Source organism: Variovorax sp. 770b2, from assembly GCF_900115685.1.
GTDB lineage: Bacteria > Pseudomonadota > Gammaproteobacteria > Burkholderiales > Burkholderiaceae_C > Variovorax.
This window is the reverse complement of record NZ_FOXJ01000001.1, coordinates 1,293,892-1,312,807: the sequence shown is the minus strand read 5'-3', so window position 1 is coordinate 1,312,807 and position 18,916 is coordinate 1,293,892. Positions and strand designations below refer to the sequence as shown.

Below are 18,916 nucleotides of genomic sequence, written 5' to 3'. Positions count from 1 at the left end.
GTTCAGGGCTCCGTGAGATTCCAGACCAGTCCATGCGGCAAGCGCGCGGGTCCGAACAGAAAGTGAAGGACGCGCCGGCGGACGGGCGCCCGGGCGCGAGAAGAGGCGTGCAGCAGCAACGGCCGCATGGCCAGGGCATCGCCGCGCGCGGCGGTACAGGTCACTTCGCCATGAAGATCGCGCAAGGCGCGCGCCTCCGCGTCGCCGAGCCGGCCCGCACGGTGGCTGCCCGGCACGACGCGCAGCGGGCCCGCGTCGACGCCGCAGTCGTCCAGATGCACGCGCACGGCGAGCAGCGATGCCAGCACTTCGACCGGGGGCTGGACATAGGGCTCGCCCTCTTTGATGGCGATGGGCATGACCGCATCGGGCGAGCGCGTCGATGCGGGAATCGATGTGTCCTGGTGCAGTGCGACGAGCCAGTTCTTGTCGGCCGTCTTGTCGAAGAGCGTGCATTGCACGGCCACCGATGCGGCGTCCAGCAGGCCGGCTTCGACGAGCCGGGCCTTGAGCCGCGCCGCCATGTCACGGCAGTGCGGCTGCATCAGCAGGTTCCTGCTGCCGACCGCATCCTGCAACCAGGGCTCCAGCGACTCTGCAACCTCGTCCAGGTGCCCGGTCTGCAGCAGTGCGGGCACAAGCGCGTAGCCCGCCTCATCGAGCAAGGCGACCGGCCCGGTCATTCCCGGTGGTACGGATGGCCCGCGTTGACCGACCACGCCCGGTACAGCTGCTCGACCAGCAGCACGCGTGCCATGGCATGCGGCAGGGTCAGGTCCGAGAGGCGGATGCGTTCGTGCGCCGCGGCCTTGAAGGCGGGGTCCAGGCCGTCGGGCCCGCCGATGACGAGGGCCACGTCGTCGCCCTCGCCTTGCCAGGCCTGCAGGCGCGCCGCGAGCGCCTTGGTGGTGAGTGCGGTGCCGCGCTCATCGAGCGCCACGATGCGCATGCCGCGGGCGATGGCGCCCTCGATGCGTTCGCGTTCGGCGGCGTAGAGCGTCTCCAATGACTTGGAGCCGCGGGGTTCGGTCTTGACGGCGCGCAGCTCGAGCTTGAGCTCGGGCGGGAAGCGCTTGGCGTAGTCGTCCCAGGCGGTCTGCGCCCAGTCGGGCATGCGCTGCCCGACGGCGACCACCAGCAGCTTCATGCGCGGCGGGCTGGCGCCTTCTTGGCAGGCGCCTTCTTTGCCGCGGGCTTGGCCGCAGTCTTCTTCGCGGCGGGCTTGCCGATGATCTTGACTGGCGTGCGTGCGGTGGTCGAGGTCTTCCTGGCGGGTGCCTTCTTGGCGGCAGTCTTTCTTGCGGGCGACCGGCGGGCCTTCTCGTCCCTGGCTTCCTGCTCGGCGGCCTTGATCGCCGTCTTGGCAGCGCTGGAGCGGCGCAGCGAAGGCTCCTTGGCGGCGGGCTTTTTCTTCTTGTCGCTCACGTCTTCCGTGCTCGACGAGGTGCTGGCGGCAGGCTTGGCGCCGCCGAGCTTGGCGCGCACCGGCTTGTCGCCCCAGATCTCTTCGAGGTGGTAGTACTGGCGGATGGCGGGCTGCATGATGTGCGCCACGGCCGCGCCGCAGTCCACGATGATCCACTCGCCGTTGTCTTCGCCCTCGATGCGCGGCTTGCCGAAGCCGGCCTCGCGCACCGCGTCGCGCACGCTGGCGGCGAGCGCCTTGGTCTGGCGGTTGGAGGTGCCCGAGGCGACGATCACGCGCTCGAACAGCGGCGACAAGTGCTCGGTGTCGAATACCTGGATGTCCTGCGCCTTGACGTCTTCGAGTCCATCGATGATGGCTCGCTGGAGTTTCTGGGTGTCTTTCTTGGCGGCGGCTTCAGTGGTCATCAGGCAGAGCGGTAGAGGTGGTGTTGGTCAATATAGCGTGCAACCGTGGGCGGAACCAGCGAGGAAATGTCCACGCCCAGTGCAGCGCGCCGCCGAATCTCGGTGGCGCTGGTGTCCATGGCAGGCAGTTCTAGCGCCTCGAAACGCGCGCCAGCCGGGAGGTTGGGCAGCATGTTCGGATCAAAACGGGCAATGTCGCCCGTCGATAGTGCGCGATACGCTACAGAAACGATAGCAATGCCGAGTATAGCCTGCCAGCCGTGCCAGCTCGGCAATGCGCTGGCCTGGTCGGCGCCCATGATCAAGACCAGTTGGGCGCCGGGCTGCTCTTTCTGCAACTCGTGCAGGGTGTCGAGGGTGTAGGTCGGGCCATCGCGCAACACTTCGCGGCTGTCGATGACGACCTTGCCCTTCAACTCGCCGAAGGCCAGCTGCGTCATCGCGAGGCGGTCTTCCTTCGACGTGAGCGTGCGGCTCTTGTGCCACGCCTGCCCTGTCGGAATGACATGAAGCTCGGCCAGATCGAGTTGCGCCAATGCGGCTTCGGCCAGTGCGACGTGCGCGTTGTGCGGCGGATCGAACGCGCCGCCGAAGACGCCGATGCGCGGGGCCGTGCCGGAAGAATTCACAACCAGTCGCGCCGCGGGAGGAAGTCGCTGTACAGCGCGGCTTCGGGGCTGCCCGCCTCGGGCTGCTGGCGATAGGCCCAGCTTGCGAGCGGCGGCATCGACAGCAGGATCGATTCGGTGCGCCCGCCCGACTGCAGCCCGAAGTGCGTGCCGCGATCCCACACCAGGTTGAACTCGACATAGCGCCCGCGCCGATAGAGCTGGAACTCGCGCTCGCGTTCGTCGTAGTGCGTGTGGCGGCGGCGCTCGACCAGCGGCAGGTACGCTGGCAGGAACGCATCGCCGACCGAGCGGACCAGCGCGAAGCCATTGTCGAAACCGCCCTCGGCGAAGTCGTCAAAGAAGATGCCGCCGATGCCGCGCTGCTCGTTGCGGTGCTTCAGGAAGAAATACTCGTCGCACCAGGTCTTGAAGCGCGGGTACTTGTCGTCGCCGAAGGGCGCGAGCGCATCGCGGCACACGGTATGGAAGTGCACCGCGTCTTCCTCGAAGCCGTAGCAGGGCGTCAAGTCCATGCCGCCGCCGAACCAGCAGACCGGCTCGCCGCCCTCGGGCAGCGCGGCCAGCATGCGCACGTTCATGTGGACGATCGGCACGTACGGATTGCGCGGATGGAACACCAGCGACACGCCCATCGCCTCGAATGGCGCGCCGGCCAGCTCAGGCCGGTTCTGCGTGGCCGAAGGCGGCAGCCTGGCCCCACGCACCTGCGAAAAGCCGCAGCCCGCGCGCTCGAACAACGCACCGCCTTCGAGGATGCAGGTCAGGCCATTGCCCTGCAGCTGCTCGCCCGGCGCCTTGTGCCAGGCATCGTGCAGGCAGGTGCCGCCGTCGGCCTTTTCGACCGCCGCGATGATCGACTGCTGCAGTCCGCGCAGGTAGGTGCCGACTGCCGCGGGGTTCGTTTGCTGCATCAAGCGTGGGGCGTGTTGCGCGCGTGGACCGCGCGGAATCCGATGTCCTTGCGGTATTGCGCGCCGTCGAAACGCACGCGCGCCGCGACCTCGTAGGCCCTCTGCTGCGCGAGCTTCACGCTGTCGGCCAGCACGGTCACGCAGAGCACGCGGCCGCCGCTGGTCTTCAGGTCGCCGTCCTGCATGGTCGTTCCGGCATGGAACACCACGGCATCGGGCGCTTCGGGCGGAATGCCGCCGATGCGGTCGCCCTTGCGCGGCGAGAGCGGATAGCCATGCGCCGCCATCACCACGCCGAGCGCGACACGGCGGTCCCACTGCAGGTCGACCTGGTCCAGCGTGCCGTCGGTGGCGTGCCAGAACACCTCGAAGAGGTCGGACTTCAGCCGCATCATGATCGGCTGCGTCTCGGGGTCGCCCATGCGGCAGTTGAATTCGAGCGTCTTCGGATGGCCGGCCGCATCGATCATGAGGCCCGCGTAGAGAAAGCCGGTGTACGGGATGCCGTCCTTTTCCATGCCGCGGATCGTCGGCAGGATGATCTCGCGCATCGCACGCGCATGCACCTCGGCCGTGACCACCGGTGCGGGCGAGTACGCGCCCATGCCGCCGGTGTTGGGGCCTTCGTCGCCGTCGAGCAGGCGCTTGTGGTCCTGGCTGGTGGCCAGTGCGGTGACGTTCTTGCCGTCGCACAGCACGATGAAGCTGGCTTCTTCGCCCTGCAGGAATTCCTCGATGACCACGCGCGCGCCGCCGTCGTTATGTGACACGCCGAACTTGTTGTCGACCAGCATGAAGTCGACCGCCTCGTGCGCCTCTTCTGCGGTCATGGCCACCACCACGCCCTTGCCGGCCGCCAGGCCGTCGGCCTTGACGACGATCGGCGCGCCCTTGGCGTCGATGTATGCGTGGGCAGCAGCCGCGTCGGTGAAGGCCTCGTATTCGGCGGTCGGGATCTTGTGGCGCTTCATGAACGCCTTGGAGAACGCCTTGGAGCTCTCCAGCTGCGCAGCCGCCTGCGTCGGGCCGAAGATGCGCAGCCCGTGCGCGCGGAACTCGTCGACCACGCCCGCGGCGAGCGGCGCCTCGGGGCCGACCACGGTCAGCGAGATCTTTTCCTGGATGGCCCACTCGCGCAGCGCGGCGGGCTCGGTGATGTCGATGCAGTCGTAGCGCTCGTCGCTCACGGTGCCGCCGTTGCCCGGCGCCACGTACACGCGGCTGACCCGGTTGGCCTGCGCCAATCGCCACGCCAAGGCGTGTTCACGGCCCCCTCCCCCAATAACCAGTACCTTCATTCGTGGGCCTTCTTCATTCGCTGTGGATCAATCATTCATTCGGATTCGGAGAGCAAGGCGTTGTGATAAACGGCCTGCACGTCATCCAGGTCCTCGATCACGTCGAGCAACCGTTGCATCTTGGCGGCGTCTTCGCCGGTGACGTCGATGGTGTTCTCGGCGCGCATGGTGACTTCGGCCACCTCGGGCTTCAGGCCCGCGGCTTCGAGCGCGTTCTTGACGGCTTCGAAATCGCCGACGGCGGTGATCACTTCGATGGCACCGTCGTCATCAGCAATGACGTCTTCGGCGCCCGCTTCGAGCGCCACTTCCATCACCTTGTCTTCATCGGTGCCGGGCGCAAAGACGATCTGGCCGCAGTGCTTGAACTGGAAGGCCACCGAGCCTTCGGTGCCCATGTTGCCGCCGTGCTTGGAGAAGGCGTGGCGCACTTCGGCCACGGTGCGCACGCGGTTGTCGGTCATGGTGTCCACGATGATCGCCGCGCCGCCGATGCCGTACCCCTCGTAACGAATTTCTTCGTAGTTGACGCCTTCCAGATTGCCGGTGGCCTTGTCGATGTTGCGCTTGACGGTGTCGATCGGCAGGTTGACCGCCTTGGCTTTTTCGACCGCCAGCCGCAGCCGCGGGTTGGCGCTGAGATCACCGCCACCGGCGCGCGCTGCCACGGTGATTTCACGGATGGCGCGGGTCCAGAGCTTGCCGCGCTTCTCGTCCTGGCGGCCCTTGCGGTGCTGAATGTTCGCCCATTTGCTGTGTCCGGCCATGGCTTTCTATCTCGCTGTCTTGTGTTTTCAAAGCAAGCCGCGAGTTTACTGTCCGGCGCGCACAACGCCCGCCGGCGCCCGGGAATTCGGGCCGGGGCTTTTGGCGATAATCTTTCGATGACGCCATCGCCTACCGTCGGAACCGGGAATCCCGACACCCTCGCGCCTCACGCGCCCCTTCCGCTGTATTACAACAATGAGGTAGAGCACCAGGCCTTCCTTCGCCGCATCTTCGACAGCACCGCCGCGGACTACGACCGCATCGAGGCCGTGCTCGCATTCGGCACCGGCCCCTCGTACCGCCGCGCTGCACTGCAGCAAGCCGGCCTGGCCGCCGGCGCAGAGGTGCTCGACGTGGGCATCGGCACCGGCCTGGTGGCACGCGAGGCGCTCAAGATCATCGGCCCCACGGGCCGGCTGACCGGCGTGGATCCCAGCGCCGGCATGATGGGGCAGGTCAAGCTGCCTGGCGTCCAGCTGCTGCAGGGCGTGGCCGAAGCCCTGCCCCGCCCCGACGCCAGCTGCGACTTCGTGAGCATGGGCTACGCCATGCGCCACATCAGCGACGTGGCGGCCGCCTTCGGCGAATTCCATCGCGTACTGCGGCCCGGCGGCCGCGTGATCGTGCTGGAAATCACCAAGCCCGAGGGCCGCATCGCGACGGCGCTGCTCAAGGGCTACATGCGCGCCGTGGTGCCGCTGATCGCCCGCGTGGTCGGCCGCCAGAGCAACACCTCCGAACTGTGGCGCTACTACTGGGACACCATCGAGGCCTGCATTCCGCCCGAACGGGTGATGCAGGCGCTGGGCGATGCGGGCTTCACCGACGTGCGCCGCTACCCGAGCCTGGGTGTCTTTTCTTCCTACACCGCCCGCAAACCAGAACAGACCGCTAAGGCCGCTTGACAGTGCGAGTTCAGGACGACAACTCTTCTTCCCACCTGCGCGTCGAGCGCCTTTCGCTGGCGGACAGCCTGGCGCTGGCCGCGAACGGCAAGGCGCCCTTCGCCGCCCTCGGCTACGGCACGCCGCACAGCGTGGCATGGATGCCGACCGTCAATGCGCGCGTGCTGTCGTCGCACGGCGCCATGGCCGACGTGTGGCAGGTGACGGGCGCGCACATCGAGTCGGGTACCACCGGCATCGCGCGCTGGCGCACCGACGGGCACTGGCTGCTTGGTGCCATCGACCTGGATGAAGCCGCCGAGAAGCAGGGTCTGGCCGAACTCGCGCACCGCGCCTACCGCGATCTCTTCAAGACGCTCGAGCAGGCCGGAACGCCCCACCTGCAGCGCATCTGGAACTACCTGCCGCAGATCAACGCCGATGGCGGCGGCCTGGAGCGCTACCGCCAGTTCAACCTCGGCCGGCAGGAGGCCTTCTTCGAAGCCGGCCGCGCCGCGTTCGAGGGCGCCCCCGCGGCGTGCGCGCTGGGCATCCACCAGGGCATGCTGTCGATCCGGTTCCTCGCGGGCCAGGCGGCGCCAGTGCCGGTCGAAAACCCGCGGCAGGTCTCGGCCTACCGCTATCCCGAAACCTACGGACCGCGCTCGCCGACCTTCTCGCGCGCGGCGCTCTCGGACATCGGCGACGGCAACGTCGCGCTCTTCATTTCCGGCACCGCGAGCATCGTCGGGCACGAAACGCAGCATCACGGCGACGTGCTGGAGCAAACGCGCGAAACGCTGCGGAACCTCGGCGCCGTGGTCGCCGCCGCCAACGAGCGGGTCACGGCGACCTTCTCGCTCGCCGGGCTGGATTGCGTGGTGTACGTGCGCCACCCTTCGGACACCGAGGCGGTGCGCGGCGTGATCGAAAGCGCGCTGGGCGCCGACGCCCCGATGGCACGCCATGCGGTGTACCTGGAAGCCGACATCTGCCGCAGCGATCTGCTGGTCGAGATCGAGGCCCACATGGTCGCAGCGGGCCGGCTGCACGCGGTTGCAGCCGACCGGCTGAACGCCGCTGCAGCCGACCGGCTGCGGGCCTGAGCCGCGGCTCGCTCGCTCGACCGACCGGGGCCGACCATTCATTCCTCCATGATCACCCGCGTGCTGCGCATTCTCTGGGCGATCCCGCTCGCGCTGATGCTCTACGCGCTCTTGCTGTTCCTCGGCCTCATCTCGCTGGTCTGGAATTTCGTCGCGATGCTGATCTACCCGGTGATGCCGGTCGCGCCCGCGCGCACGCTGGGCCGGATGACGATCGCCTTCGCCTACCGCATGTTCTGGTGGCTCGCCTCGGTGACCGGCATGATGCGCATCGACGCCACCTGCCTGGACCCGATGCGCGACGAGCCCGGCGTGATCTTCGTGGCCAACCATCCGACGATGCTCGATGCGCTGCTGCTGGTGGCGCGCCTGCCGCGCAGCGCCTGCATCATGAAGGCGGACCTGTTGCGCAACATCTTCCTCGGTGCGGGCGCCCGGCTGGCGCGCTACATCAGCAACGAATCGGCGCGCATGATGGTGCGGCTGGCGGTGAACGACCTGCGCAGCGGCGGCCAGCTGGTGATCTTTCCCGAAGGCACGCGCACCGTGACGCCGCCGCTCAACGCGTTTCGCCCCGGCGTGACGCTGATCGCCAAGCTGGCGCAGGCGCCGATCCAGACGGTGTTCATCGACACCGATTCGCCGTACCTCAGCAAGGGCTGGCCGCTGTGGCGCGTGCCTCCGCTGCCGATCGTCTTCACCCTGCGGCTGGGCCAGCGCTTCTCGCCGACGCCCGACAGCGACATCCTGCAGGCCGACCTCGAACAATACTTTCGCCAAAACATGGAGCAGCGCGCCACCGACGCGTCCCCCGAATGCCAGACGCCTCGCGCACCCACCTTGTCCTGATCCCCAGCTACAACGCGGGCGAACGCCTGTTCTCGACGGTCCAGGGCGCGCGGGCGCAGTGGAGCCCGGTGTGGGTGGTGGTGGACGGCAGCGACGACGGCACGGGCGAACGCCTGCAGCAGATGGCGGCCGGCGATCCGGGCCTGCGCGTGTGGGTGCTGCCGCAGAACCAGGGCAAGGGAGCCGCCGTGCTGCACGGGCTGCGCATGGCGAAGGAAGCCGGTTTCACGCATGCGCTGACGATGGATTCCGACGGGCAGCATCCGGCGGACCTCATCCCCTCCTTCATGCAGGCCTCGCTGGCCCGGCCCGAGACGATGGTGCTGGGAAGGCCGGTGTTCGATGCCAGCGCGCCGCTGCTGCGGGTGCGCGGGCGGCGCGTGTCGAACGGGTGGACGCAGCTGGAGACGCTCTTCGCGGGGATCGGCGATTCGCTCTACGGCTTCCGCGTGTACCCCGTCGCCGATCTGATCGCGGTGATGGCGCGCCAGCCGTGGATGCGGCGCTTCGACTTCGATACCGAGGCGGTCGTGCGGCTGGCCTGGCGCGGCGTCAAGCCCGTGAACATCGATGCGCCGGTGAAGTACCTGACGGCCGAGGAAGGCGGGGTTTCGCACTTTCGCTATGGGCGGGACAACGTGCTGCTGACGTGGATGCACGCGCGGTTGATGGTCGAGTTCGTCTTGCGGCTGCCCGCGTTGATTTTTCGCAAGCTGCGCGGGGCGCCGCCCTTTCAGAAGTAGCGCCTGTCGCGGCGCTGGTGCCATCGGCCCTCACCCCTCACTCCGCCCCTCTCCCGGAAGGATGGGGAGCAAGACGCGCTACTCGGCAGCCGCGCCACCCAGCGCCTTGTAGAGCGTCATCGTCGCGTTGAGCTGGTTCAACCGGTTGAGGGCCAGCGACACCTCGGCCGAACGGCGCCTGTCCTTGGCATCGAGCACCGGCTGCAACGCGGTGGCGCCGGCGCGGTAGCGCACTTCGGACAAGGTCTCCGCGCGCTGCGCCTGCTGCAGCGCCACGACCAGCTTTTCGCTCTCGCTGCGCAACTGCGTTCGCGACGACAAGGTGTTCTCCACCTCCGACAGGGCCGTGTAGAGCGATTGGCGGAAGCCGAGCACGGCCTCTTCGTACTGCGTCTGCGACACGGCCACGGTCAGCCGCGCGGTGTTCCATTGCAGGAAAGGCAGCACCAGTCCGGCACCGAGCGTGGCGACCGGGTTCTTCAGCAGTTCGCCCAGCGCAGTGCTCGACGTGCCGAGCGAACCGGTGAGGCTCAGCGCCGGATAGAAGCCGGTGCGCGTCGCATCGACATTCGCCAGCGATCCGCGCAGGCGCTGCTCCGCGGCACGCAGGTCGGGGCGGCGGCCGAGCAGGCTGGCAGGCAGGCCGGCGTCGATCGCGGGCAGGTCGATGTCCGGCAGTCGCGACGGCTCCTGCGCCGCGGCTTCGGGCGGACGGTCGAACAGGATCGCCAACGCATTGCGCGCCTCGACGCGCTGCTGCAGCAGCTGCGTGTGCGCCGCTTCCTGGCTTGCCAGGTTCTGGCCGGCCTGTGCAACGTCGAGTCCCGACACCGCGCCTGCCGCATATTTCGCGCGCACCAGCGCGAGGATGCGGCGCGCGTCTTCCATGCCCGCTTCGCTCAACGCGATCCGCTGGTTGAGGTAACCCACTTGCCAGTAGAGCCCCGCCGTGGTGCCCACCAGCGAAAGCGCCGTGGCCTGGCGGTCCGACTCGGTGGCTTTCAGCTCCCAGTCGGCCGCACTGCGCTGCGCCGACAAGCGGCCCCACAGGTCGAGCTCGTAGCTCAGCGTCACCAGCGACGTCGAACTCGAACCGGCCACGCCGCCGCGCTTCAGGTCGTAGCTGCGGCCGGTGCTGGCCTGCCCCACCACGCCGGGCGTGAGATTGGTGTTCGCGAGCCCCGCCTGCAACTGCGCGCGCTGCACGCGAATGCCGGCTGCGGCGAGGTCGTTGTTGGTTCGCAGCGCGTCGTCGATCAGCGCATCGAGCTGCGGATCGTTGAACGCGCCCCACCAGTGGGCCGGAAATGCCGCAGCCGCGCCCGGCGTGCCGGGCTGCGGTTGCTGCCACGTCTGCGGCACGTCCAGCGGCCGCTGCGCGCGCCGCTCCGGCTGGAACAGCGTGCAGCCGCCCAGCGCCAGCGCCGCGGCGAGCGCACCCAGGGCAAGACGGGGCTTACTCACGAGCCAGCGCCTCGATCGGGTCGAGCCGCGCCGCATTGCGCGCCGGCAGGTAGCCGAACAGCACGCCGATCAGCGACGCGCACAGAAATGCCGACACCACGGCGCCCATCGAAAAGATCATTTGCCATTGCGTCACGAAGAGCGAAAACAGAAAACTGATGCCATAGGACAGCAGCACCCCGATCAAGCCACCCACCAGGCACACCAGCACCGCCTCGGTCAAAAACTGCTGCAGCACGTCGCTCTGCCGCGCGCCCACGGCCATGCGGATGCCGATCTCGCGGGTGCGCTCGGTCACCGACACCAGCATGATGTTCATCACGCCGATGCCGCCCACCACCAGCGAGATCACCGCGATCAGCGACAGGAGCAGCGTGAGCGACTGGCTCGTGCGCTCGGCGGTCTTCACGATGCTGTCCATGTTGAAGGTGAAGAAATCCTTGGCGCCATGGCGCAGGGTGAGCAGCCGCACGATGCTGTCCTCGGCCGCCTTGGTCGGCTGGTCGTCGCGGATGCGCACCGTGATGCCGTCGAAGTGCTGCTGCCCGAAGATTCGGCTCGCACCGGTGCTGTAGGGCAGCCAGATGTTGAGCGACTTGTTCTCGCCGAACACGCTTTTTTTCTCCTGCGCCACGCCGATCACCGTGCACGGCAGGTTGCCCACCAGGATGACCTTGCCGACCGGCTCGGTGCCATCGGCAAAGAGCTTGCGCCGCGTGTTCTGGTCGATCACCACCACCTGCGACTGGTGGCGCACGTCCTCGGCGGTGAAGGCCGCGCCGCTGGCCATGCGCATGTCGCGCACGCGAAAGAACGCGTCGCTCACGCCGTTCACGTTGCCGTTGATGTCGGCGCTGCGGTAGCGCAGGCGAAGGCTGCGCATGGTGGCGGGCGTCACGCTGTGCACATAGGGCTGCGCGGCGATGGCCTGCAGGTCGGGTGGCGTCAGCGTGCGGATGCTCGCGGCCTTGTCGTCGCCGAAGTCGCGGCCCGGGTACACGTCCAGCGTGTTGGTGCCGATGGCGCGGATGTCCGAGAGCACGAAGCGCTTGGCGCCCTCCCCGATGGCCACGATCGACACCACCGAGGTGATGCCGATGACGATGCCCAGCATGGTGAGCGCGGTGCGCATGCGGTGCGCCATCATCGAGCGCCAGGCCATGCGGAAGGCCTCGGCGAAGCGGGCCCAGCCGGTGCTGAAGCGCGCGATGCCCAGCTTGGGCCTCGTCATCGCGGGGGGTGTCGACGCATCGGCGCCGACCGCCTGCGCGGGCGCCGCGACGGTCGGCACAGTCGGCACATTGGGCCGGTCGCCCACGATCACCCCGTCGGCGATCTCGATGATGCGTTCGGTGCAACTGGCCACCTGCATGTCGTGCGTCACGATGATGATCGTGTGGCCCTGCGCATGGAGTTCGCGCAGGATGCCGATGACCTCCTGCCCGCTCTTGCTGTCGAGTGCGCCCGTCGGCTCGTCGGCCAGGATGACCTGGCCGCCGTTCATCAGCGCGCGCGCGATGCTCACGCGCTGCTGCTGGCCGCCCGAGAGCTGGCTCGGCCGGTGCTCGGTGCGGTCTTCCAGGCCCAGGCGCGCGAGCAGCTGCCGCGCCCGCGCATCGCGCGCAACGCCCTCGGTGCCGGCATACACGGCGGGCACCTCGACGTTGCCCGCAGCCGTCAGGTGCTGCATCAGGTGGTAGCGCTGGAAGATGAAGCCGAAGTGCTCGCGGCGCAGCTGGGCGAGCGCGTCGCTGTCGAGCGTGCCGACGTCCTGGCCCGAGACGGTATAGGTGCCGCTGCTCGGCCGGTCGAGGCAGCCGAGGATGTTCATCAGCGTCGACTTGCCCGAGCCCGAGGCGCCGACGATGGCCAGCATTTCGCCGCTGCCGATGTCCAGGTCGACATCCTTGAGCACCTGCACCTCTTGCTCGCCCGAGGGAAAGCTGCGGCCGATGCCTCGCAGCTTCAGCAGCGGCTCGGTCACTGGCGCTTTCCTCTGTTGCCGCCGCCTTCGCTGCCGCTGGCCGGATCGAGCGCCGAGGCATCGCCGGTGATGACGGTGTCGCCCTCCTTCAGCCCCTCCAGCACCTGCGCCTGGAAGTTGTTGCTGATGCCCACGCGCACCTGGCGCTTTTCCACGCCCTGGTCGGGCTTGAGCACGCGCACTTCCTGGCGGCCGTCCTTGTCGCGCGCGCCGAGCGCGGTGAGCGGCACCGTGAGCGCCTGTTTCGCCTCGCCCAACAGGATCGCCACTTGCGCGGTCATGTCCACGCGCAGCGTGCGGTCGGGGTTCGGCACGTCGAACAGCGCGTTGAAGAACACCGCGTTGTTGATCTTCTCGGGCGAGGGCTGCACCGCGCGCAGCGTGCCGTGGTAGCGCTTGTCAGGATCGCCGAGGATGGTGAAGTACACCGGCAAGCCCGCCTTCACGCGCACCACGTCGGCCTCCGATACCTGCGCCTTCACCGTCATGGTGGACAGGTCGGCCAGCTTCATCAGCGTGGGCACCTGGAAGGCGGCCACCACGGTCTGGCCCTCGAGCGTGCTGATGGAGACCACGTCGCCATCGATGGGCGCGACGATGCGGGTGTACGAGAGATTGGTTTGCGCAGAAGCCAGGGCCAACCTCTGCTGGCGAATCTGCGCTTCCAGCGAAACCCCATCGGCACGCAGCGCACGCAGTTCGGTGTCGGCGCTTTCCATGTCCTGGCGCGGTGCGGCGTCCTGCGCCAGCATTTCGCGCTGGCGGGCCCAGGTGAGTTCGGCCTGCTTGACGCGCACTTCCTTGGCGAGCTTCTGGGCCTGCAGGTTCTCCAGCTTGGCCTGCTCCTGGGCCAGCGTGTTCTGCGAGATGACTGGATCGATCTCGGCGAGCCAGTCGCCCTTTTTCACCGTCTGCCCCAGCACCACCTTGAGCGACTTGAGCTGGCCGCTGACCTGCGCGCCCACCTCCACTTGCTTGAGCGCCTGCAGCACGCCGGTGGCGAGCACCGCGTTCTCCAGGTCGGTGCGCTGCACGGTGGCGGTGAGGTATTCGGTTTTCTTGGCGGGGCTCAGCCAGAAGAAAGCGATGACGGCCAGGACGACGAGCGCTGCAATGCCGAGAAGGAGCTTGCGCGATCGCCGCGGTGGGTTGTTTGGCATGCAATGAGGTGAAAGTGGAACACGCGGCAGGAGAGGGATCGGATCGATCCTAGCCCCGCTTTCTGAAGGCCGGCTAAAGAAGGAGTTCCCTTGAAAGGCTACTTCGTGCCATTGTTGCCGCCGGCGCCGCATGAAAAACGGCGTGGCTCACCGCCCCTTTTCAGGGCGGCGAGCCACGCCGTTTCGGATGCGAAGAAAGGGCTCAGCGTGCGCTGCGGCGGCGCAGGAGCAGCGTGATCAGCAGCAGCGAGAGCACCACGAACGCGACGAACGACCAGTTCGCCAGCGTCAGGCCGAACAGCGTCCAGTCGACCTTGGAGCAATCGCCGCCGCCGCGGAAGATGAGCGGCAGCGCGCGCTTGAGCGGAAAGGTCTCGATCATTCCGTAGAGGTCGCGCCCGCAGGACACGACTTCGGGCGGATACCACTGCAGCCAGCTCTGCGAGGCGGCCGTGTAGGCACCGCCCACCGCCGACACCAGCGCCAGCACCCCGCCCGTCACCTGCAGCGCGCGGTTGCGGAAGATGGCGGCCAGCCCCGTGAAGAGGGCCACCAGCACCAGCGCATACCGCTGCACGATGCACATGGGACAAGGCTCCAACCCCACCACGTGCTGCAGGTAGAGCCCGAAGGCCAGCATGAGGACACAGGCCAGGCAGATCAGCCCGAGCGCGCGGCGCGGCGCGCCGAAGTACCAATCGATCAAGGAGACACCCAATCTTCTTCTACGAACACCCTGGCCTTGCGCGGATTGGCAACGACGGTGTCGCCCTCCTTCAAGCCCAGGTCACGGAACTGTTGCGCAGGGAGTTGCGCCTCGATGATGGTTCCGGAGCCCGGATTATCTGGATTCGATTCGGTGGGCTCAAGTTCCAGCCGCGCGGTCGGTCCGACCACGATCGCGCGCGACAGCGTGGCGACGATGCCGGTGGCGCCCGGCACATAGCGTGTCACCTCCAGGTCATGCGGGCGCACATAGGCCATGGCCTTGGCGTCGCGCGCGCCGCTGTGCTCGGGCGATTCCAGGCGCATGCCGTCCAGCTGCACCTGGCCGTTGTCGGCGCGGCCGTGGAACAGGTTCACGTCGCCCAGGAACCCGTAGACGAAAGGACTCGCCGGCTTGTCCCACACGTCCTGCGGCGAGCCGACCTGTTCGATCTGCCCCTTGTTGATGACCACCACACGGTCGGCCACTTCCAGTGCCTCTTCCTGGTCGTGCGTGACGAAGATCGAGGTGACGTGCAGCTCGTCGTGCAGGCGGCGCAACCACCGGCGCAATTCCTTTCGGACCTTGGCGTCCAGCGCGCCGAAGGGCTCGTCCAGCAGCAGCACCTTGGGCTCCACCGCCAGCGCGCGGGCCAGCGCAATGCGCTGGCGCTGGCCGCCGGAGAGCTGCGACGGGTAGCGGTCGGCCAGCCAGTCCAGCTGCACGAGCTTGAGCAGGTCGGTCACCTTGGCCTTGATCTGCGCGTCGCTCGGGCGCTCTTTGCGCGGCTTCACGCGCAGGCCGAAGGCGACGTTCTCGAACACGGTCATGTGGCGGAACAGCGCGTAGTGCTGGAACACGAAGCCCACCTGGCGCTCGCGCACATGCACGTCGGTGGTGTCCTCGCCCGAGAAAAGGATGCTGCCGGTGTCGGCCGTCTCCAGCCCCGCGATGATGCGCAGCAGCGTGGTCTTGCCGCAGCCCGAGGGGCCGAGCAGCGCGACGAGTTCGCCCGATTCGACGTCCAGGTTCACGTTGCGCAGCGCGCGGAAGTCGCCGAACTGCTTGCTGATGTTGCGGATTTCGATGCTCATGATTTCTTCTCTCTCTCTCAAGCCGCCGTCGTTTCGGGCGGGCGCTCGGGGGGCAGTTCGGCAATGGCCTTCATCTCGCGCTCGTGGCGCCACTCGATCACCGACTTGATCACCAGCGTGACCAGCGCCAGGATCGCCAGCAGCGAGGCCACGGCGAAGGCGGCCACCGACTGGTATTCGTTGTAGAGCACTTCCACGTGCAGCGGCATGGTGTTGGTCTGGCCGCGGATGTGGCCCGACACCACCGACACCGCGCCGAACTCGCCCATGGCGCGCGCGTTGCAAAGGATCACGCCGTACAGGAGGCCCCACTTGATGTTGGGCAGCGTCACGCGCCAGAAGGTCTGCCAGCCGGTCGCGCCGAGCACGATGGCGGCCTGCTCCTCGTCGGTGCCCTGCGCCTGCATCAGCGGAATGAGCTCGCGCGCGATGAACGGGAAGGTCACGAACACGGTGGCCAGCACGATGCCGGGCACGGCGAAGATGATCTTGATGTCGTGGTCGGCCAGCCACGGGCCGATCCAGCCCTGCGCGCCGAACACCAGCACGTAGATCAGGCCCGCCACCACCGGCGACACCGCGAACGGCAGGTCGATCAGCGTGGTGAGGAAGGCCTTGCCGCGGAACTCGAACTTGGCGATGGCCCAGGCCGCAGCCACGCCGAACACGAGGTTCAGCGGCACGGTGATGGCGGCCGTGATCAGCGTGAGGCGGATCGCGCTCCAGGCATCGGGCTCCTTCAGCGCTTCGAGGTACGCCGAGACGCCCTTGCGCAACGCCTCGGTCGCCACGGCCGCCAGCGGCAGCACGAGGAACAGGAACATGAACGCGAGCGCAACGCCGATCAGCGTCCAGCGCACCCAGGGCGCTTCGGTGGTGCCGGCCTGTGCGCGGCGAATGATCTTGGAAGGTGCGCTCATGTCAGGCTCCAGACCTGCGGCGCTGCCACGCCTGCAGGCCGTTGATGACCAGCAGCAGCAGGAACGAGATGACCAGCATCACCAGCGCGACCGCCGTGGCGCCCGCGTAGTCGTACTGCTCCAGCTTGCCGATGATGATGAGCGGCGTGATCTCCGAGATCATCGGCATGTTGCCGGCGATGAAGATCACCGAGCCGTATTCGCCGATCGCACGCGCGAAGGCCATCGCAAAGCCGGTGAACAGCGCAGGCCCGATCGAGGGAAAGATCACCCTCGTGAAAGTCTGCAGCCGCGTCGCCCCCAGCGAGGTCGCGGCCTCCTCGAGTTCCTTCTCGGCGTCTTCCAGCACCGGCTGCACCGTGCGCACCACGAACGGCAGCCCGATGAAGATCAGCGCGATCACGATGCCCGCCGGCGTGAATGCCAGCTTGATGCCGTGCGGCTCGAGCAGTTGCCCGATCCAGCCGTTGCCCGCGAGCAGCGCGGTGAGCGAGATGCCGGCCACGGCCGTGGGCAGTGCGAACGGCAGATCGACCAGCGCGTCGACGATGCGCTTGCCCGGAAACTTGTAGCGCACCAGCACCCAGGCCACGAGCAGCCCGAACACCGCGTTCACGAGCGCGGCGATCAGCGAGGCGCCGAACGTCAGGCGGTAGGAGGCCATCACGCGCGGCGCGGTCACGGCCACCCAGAACTGGTCCCAGGTCAGCGTGAAGGTCCGGAAGACCAGCGCCGACAGCGGGATCAACACGATCAGGCTGAGATAAAGAATGGAGAAGCCGAGCGTGATGTGGAAACCCGGCAGCACGCGCTTGGCGCCCCCTGCCCGGTTGGCACGCGAAAAAGGCGCTCCCGCGGACGGGAGCGCCGAAGAGACTGCGCCGCTCATTTACTTTGCGCCGGGCGTATAGAGCTTGTCGAACTGGCCACCGTCGTTGAAGTGCACCTTCTGCGCTTCGCCGAGGCTGCCGAACAGTTCCTGCACCGTGAACAGCTGCAGCGGCTTGAACGTCGCGGCGTACTTCTTCAGCACGGTCTGCGAGCGCGGACGCAGCGCATGCCTGGCGGCGATTTCCTGCGCTTCTTCGGAATAGAGCCAATCCAGGTACGCCTTGGCAAGTTCGCCGGTGCCCTTCTTGGCCACGGTGCGCTCGACCACGGCCACCGGGTTCTCGGCCACGATGCTGATCGACGGGTAGACCGAATCGACCTTGCCGGTGCCGAATTCGCGATCGATAGACACCACTTCCGATTCGAAGGTGATCAGCGCATCGCCGATGTTGCGTTGCAGGAAGGCGGTGGTGGCGTCGCGGCCGCCGCGTGCCAGCACCGGCGTGTTCTTGAAGAGCTTGCCCACGAACTCGGCGGCCTGCGCATCGGTGCCGCCCTTCTTCTTGATGTAGCCCCAGGCTGCGAGGTAGGCGTAGCGCCCGTTGCCGCCGGTCTTGGGGTTGACGATCACGACCTGGATGCCGGGCTTGACCAGGTCGTCCCAGTCCTTGATGCCCTTGGGGTTGCCGTTGCGCACGAGGAACAGCATGGTCGAGGTGGTCGGCGATGCGTTCTCGGGAAATTTCCTGGTCCAGTCCTTGGCGACCACGCCGGCGTTGGCCAGGAAGTCGATGTCGGTCGAGGTGTTCATGGTCACCACGTCGGCATCGAGCCCGTCGGCCACCGAGCGCGCCTGTGCGCTGGAGCCGCCATGCGACTGGTCGATCTTCACGTCCTTGCCGGTGGCCTTCTTGTAGTGCGCCACGAACGCTGCGTTGTAGTCCTTGTAGAACTCGCGCGCCACGTCGTACGACGCGTTGAGCAGCGTCGTGCCTTGGGCAAAGGCGCTGCTGCCCGCGAGTGCGGAGGACGCCAGCGCGAGCACGGCGACGAAGGTCTTGATTTTGGAAGTCATGTGGTTGCCAAGGTTTCTGAAAAATCACGGCCCGCCGACCAGGCAGCGGGCTCGTCGGTCAACGATTGCAGCAGGGCCAGGCCGAGCGGCCAGTCTCCGTGCCCCGAATCGATGTTGATGTGGCCCGCATTCTGCATGCGCACGAACTCGCTGCCCCAGGCCCGCGAATATGCACCTGCCAGCCGGATGGGGCAGTAGGGGTCGTTGCTGCTGGCCACCACGATGCTGCGGTAGGGCAGCGCCGCATACGGCACGGGCGCGAAGTCGGAGAGCACCGCGCGGCGTTCGGGGTCGGCCGGGGCCACCAGGAGCGCCCCCCGGATGCGGGCGGCCGCCTCGGGCGGCAGGTGCGCCGTGGCGATGCAGCCCAGGCTGTGGGCCGCGATCACCACCGGGCCGGGGCTTTCGAGCACGAGCCTGGTGAGCGCGGGCACCCAGGCATCGCGCTTGGGCGAGGCCCAGTCGTCCTGCACCACCCGTGCGGCGCCCGGAATGCGCTCTTCCCACAGGCTTTGCCAGTGGCCGGGGCCGGAGTCGCGCCAACCAGGCACGATGACGACGCGCGTCAACACTGGCTCTCCCCCAGGGTTCGCGCACTTCGTGTCGCTTCGCCAACCCCCTCGCCGGGGGCAACACCAGCGGCCCGGCAAAGCCGGTT

General features: G+C 67.7%; 20 protein-coding genes. 4 read left to right on the top strand and 16 right to left on the bottom strand.

The window, feature by feature from the left end:
• Positions 1-2 precede the first annotated feature (2 nt).
• From BM133_RS06020 to BM133_RS05990, 7 genes are read right to left on the bottom strand one after another with little or no spacing between them, the layout of a single operon-like run.
• The gene (locus tag BM133_RS06020; protein ID WP_093432317.1) at positions 3-683 is read right to left on the bottom strand and encodes a phytanoyl-CoA dioxygenase family protein; all 681 of its coding nucleotides are present in this window, start codon (positions 681-683) and stop codon (positions 3-5) included.
• Positions 680-1,147 (bottom strand): 23S rRNA (pseudouridine(1915)-N(3))-methyltransferase RlmH, encoded by a 468-nt coding sequence (gene rlmH, locus BM133_RS06015; RefSeq protein WP_042579728.1) that lies wholly within the window; start codon positions 1,145-1,147, stop codon positions 680-682. Before rlmH ends, BM133_RS06020 begins: the two co-directional genes overlap by 4 nt.
• Entirely contained in the window at positions 1,144-1,833 is a 690-nt protein-coding gene (rsfS, locus tag BM133_RS06010; RefSeq protein WP_093432316.1) for a ribosome silencing factor, read from the bottom strand. Before rsfS ends, rlmH begins: the two co-directional genes overlap by 4 nt.
• Positions 1,833-2,462, bottom strand: a complete 630-nt coding sequence (nadD, locus tag BM133_RS06005; protein ID WP_093432314.1) for a nicotinate (nicotinamide) nucleotide adenylyltransferase — start codon at positions 2,460-2,462, stop codon at positions 1,833-1,835. The genes rsfS and nadD overlap by 1 nt, the downstream gene beginning before the upstream one ends.
• On the bottom strand, positions 2,459-3,376 hold the full coding sequence (gene hemF / locus BM133_RS06000; RefSeq protein WP_093435081.1) for an oxygen-dependent coproporphyrinogen oxidase: 918 nt from the start codon (positions 3,374-3,376) through the stop codon (positions 2,459-2,461). The genes nadD and hemF overlap by 4 nt, the downstream gene beginning before the upstream one ends.
• Positions 3,376-4,674 (bottom strand): phosphoribosylamine--glycine ligase, encoded by a 1,299-nt coding sequence (purD, locus tag BM133_RS05995; RefSeq protein ID WP_093432313.1) that lies wholly within the window; start codon positions 4,672-4,674, stop codon positions 3,376-3,378. The genes hemF and purD overlap by 1 nt, the downstream gene beginning before the upstream one ends.
• Positions 4,675-4,709: 35 nt before the next feature.
• On the bottom strand, positions 4,710-5,441 hold the full coding sequence (locus BM133_RS05990) for a YebC/PmpR family DNA-binding transcriptional regulator (RefSeq protein ID WP_093432311.1): 732 nt from the start codon (positions 5,439-5,441) through the stop codon (positions 4,710-4,712).
• A 117-nt stretch (positions 5,442-5,558) separates the two neighbouring features.
• On the opposite strand from BM133_RS05990, the gene BM133_RS05985 reads away from it, so the two are divergent.
• Genes BM133_RS05985 through BM133_RS05970 form a run of 4 tightly spaced genes read left to right on the top strand, consistent with a single transcriptional unit; the run spans position 5,559 to position 9,024 of the window.
• A complete protein-coding gene (locus BM133_RS05985; protein ID WP_093432310.1) occupies positions 5,559-6,347 on the top strand; it encodes a class I SAM-dependent methyltransferase in 789 nt (262 codons plus the stop codon).
• Positions 6,348-6,349: 2 nt separating this feature from the next.
• Positions 6,350-7,432 carry a chorismate transformation FkbO/Hyg5 family protein gene (locus BM133_RS05980; RefSeq protein WP_093432308.1) on the top strand — a complete coding sequence of 361 codons (1,083 nt, stop codon included), beginning with the start codon at positions 6,350-6,352 and terminating at the stop codon, positions 7,430-7,432.
• A 48-nt stretch (positions 7,433-7,480) separates the two neighbouring features.
• On the top strand, positions 7,481-8,281 hold the full coding sequence (locus BM133_RS05975) for a lysophospholipid acyltransferase family protein (RefSeq protein WP_256219065.1): 801 nt from the start codon (positions 7,481-7,483) through the stop codon (positions 8,279-8,281).
• Positions 8,248-9,024: a glycosyltransferase family 2 protein gene (locus BM133_RS05970; RefSeq protein WP_093432307.1), complete on the top strand. Its 777-nt coding sequence runs from the start codon at positions 8,248-8,250 to the stop codon at positions 9,022-9,024. Before BM133_RS05975 ends, BM133_RS05970 begins: the two co-directional genes overlap by 34 nt.
• Positions 9,025-9,102: 78 nt before the next feature.
• Here the strand turns inward: BM133_RS05970 and BM133_RS05965 are convergent, their stop codons facing one another.
• The 9 genes from BM133_RS05965 to BM133_RS05925 form a co-directional block, all read right to left on the bottom strand.
• Complete coding sequence (locus tag BM133_RS05965) at positions 9,103-10,524, bottom strand: efflux transporter outer membrane subunit (RefSeq protein ID WP_177224732.1); 1,422 nt, start codon at positions 10,522-10,524, stop codon at positions 9,103-9,105.
• Positions 10,481-12,472 carry a macrolide ABC transporter ATP-binding protein/permease MacB gene (gene macB, locus BM133_RS05960; protein ID WP_093432304.1) on the bottom strand — a complete coding sequence of 664 codons (1,992 nt, stop codon included), beginning with the start codon at positions 12,470-12,472 and terminating at the stop codon, positions 10,481-10,483. The genes BM133_RS05965 and macB overlap by 44 nt, the downstream gene beginning before the upstream one ends.
• On the bottom strand, positions 12,469-13,632 hold the full coding sequence (gene macA / locus BM133_RS05955) for a macrolide transporter subunit MacA (RefSeq protein ID WP_093432302.1): 1,164 nt from the start codon (positions 13,630-13,632) through the stop codon (positions 12,469-12,471). The genes macB and macA overlap by 4 nt, the downstream gene beginning before the upstream one ends.
• A gap of 202 nt (positions 13,633-13,834) precedes the next feature.
• On the bottom strand, positions 13,835-14,338 hold the full coding sequence (locus tag BM133_RS05950) for a disulfide bond formation protein B (RefSeq protein ID WP_093432301.1): 504 nt from the start codon (positions 14,336-14,338) through the stop codon (positions 13,835-13,837).
• A complete protein-coding gene (locus BM133_RS05945; RefSeq protein WP_093432300.1) occupies positions 14,335-15,432 on the bottom strand; it encodes a sulfate/molybdate ABC transporter ATP-binding protein in 1,098 nt (365 codons plus the stop codon). The genes BM133_RS05950 and BM133_RS05945 overlap by 4 nt, the downstream gene beginning before the upstream one ends.
• 17 nt (positions 15,433-15,449) lie before the next feature.
• Positions 15,450-16,352 (bottom strand): sulfate ABC transporter permease subunit CysW, encoded by a 903-nt coding sequence (cysW, locus tag BM133_RS05940; protein WP_093432299.1) that lies wholly within the window; start codon positions 16,350-16,352, stop codon positions 15,450-15,452.
• 1 nt (position 16,353) lies between these two features.
• Entirely contained in the window at positions 16,354-17,241 is an 888-nt protein-coding gene (cysT, locus tag BM133_RS05935; RefSeq protein ID WP_093432297.1) for a sulfate ABC transporter permease subunit CysT, read from the bottom strand.
• On the bottom strand, positions 17,242-18,258 hold the full coding sequence (locus tag BM133_RS05930) for a sulfate ABC transporter substrate-binding protein (protein ID WP_093432296.1): 1,017 nt from the start codon (positions 18,256-18,258) through the stop codon (positions 17,242-17,244).
• Positions 18,255-18,830: an RBBP9/YdeN family alpha/beta hydrolase gene (locus BM133_RS05925; protein WP_093432295.1), complete on the bottom strand. Its 576-nt coding sequence runs from the start codon at positions 18,828-18,830 to the stop codon at positions 18,255-18,257. Before BM133_RS05925 ends, BM133_RS05930 begins: the two co-directional genes overlap by 4 nt.
• Between the last annotated feature and the right edge of the window lie 86 nt (positions 18,831-18,916).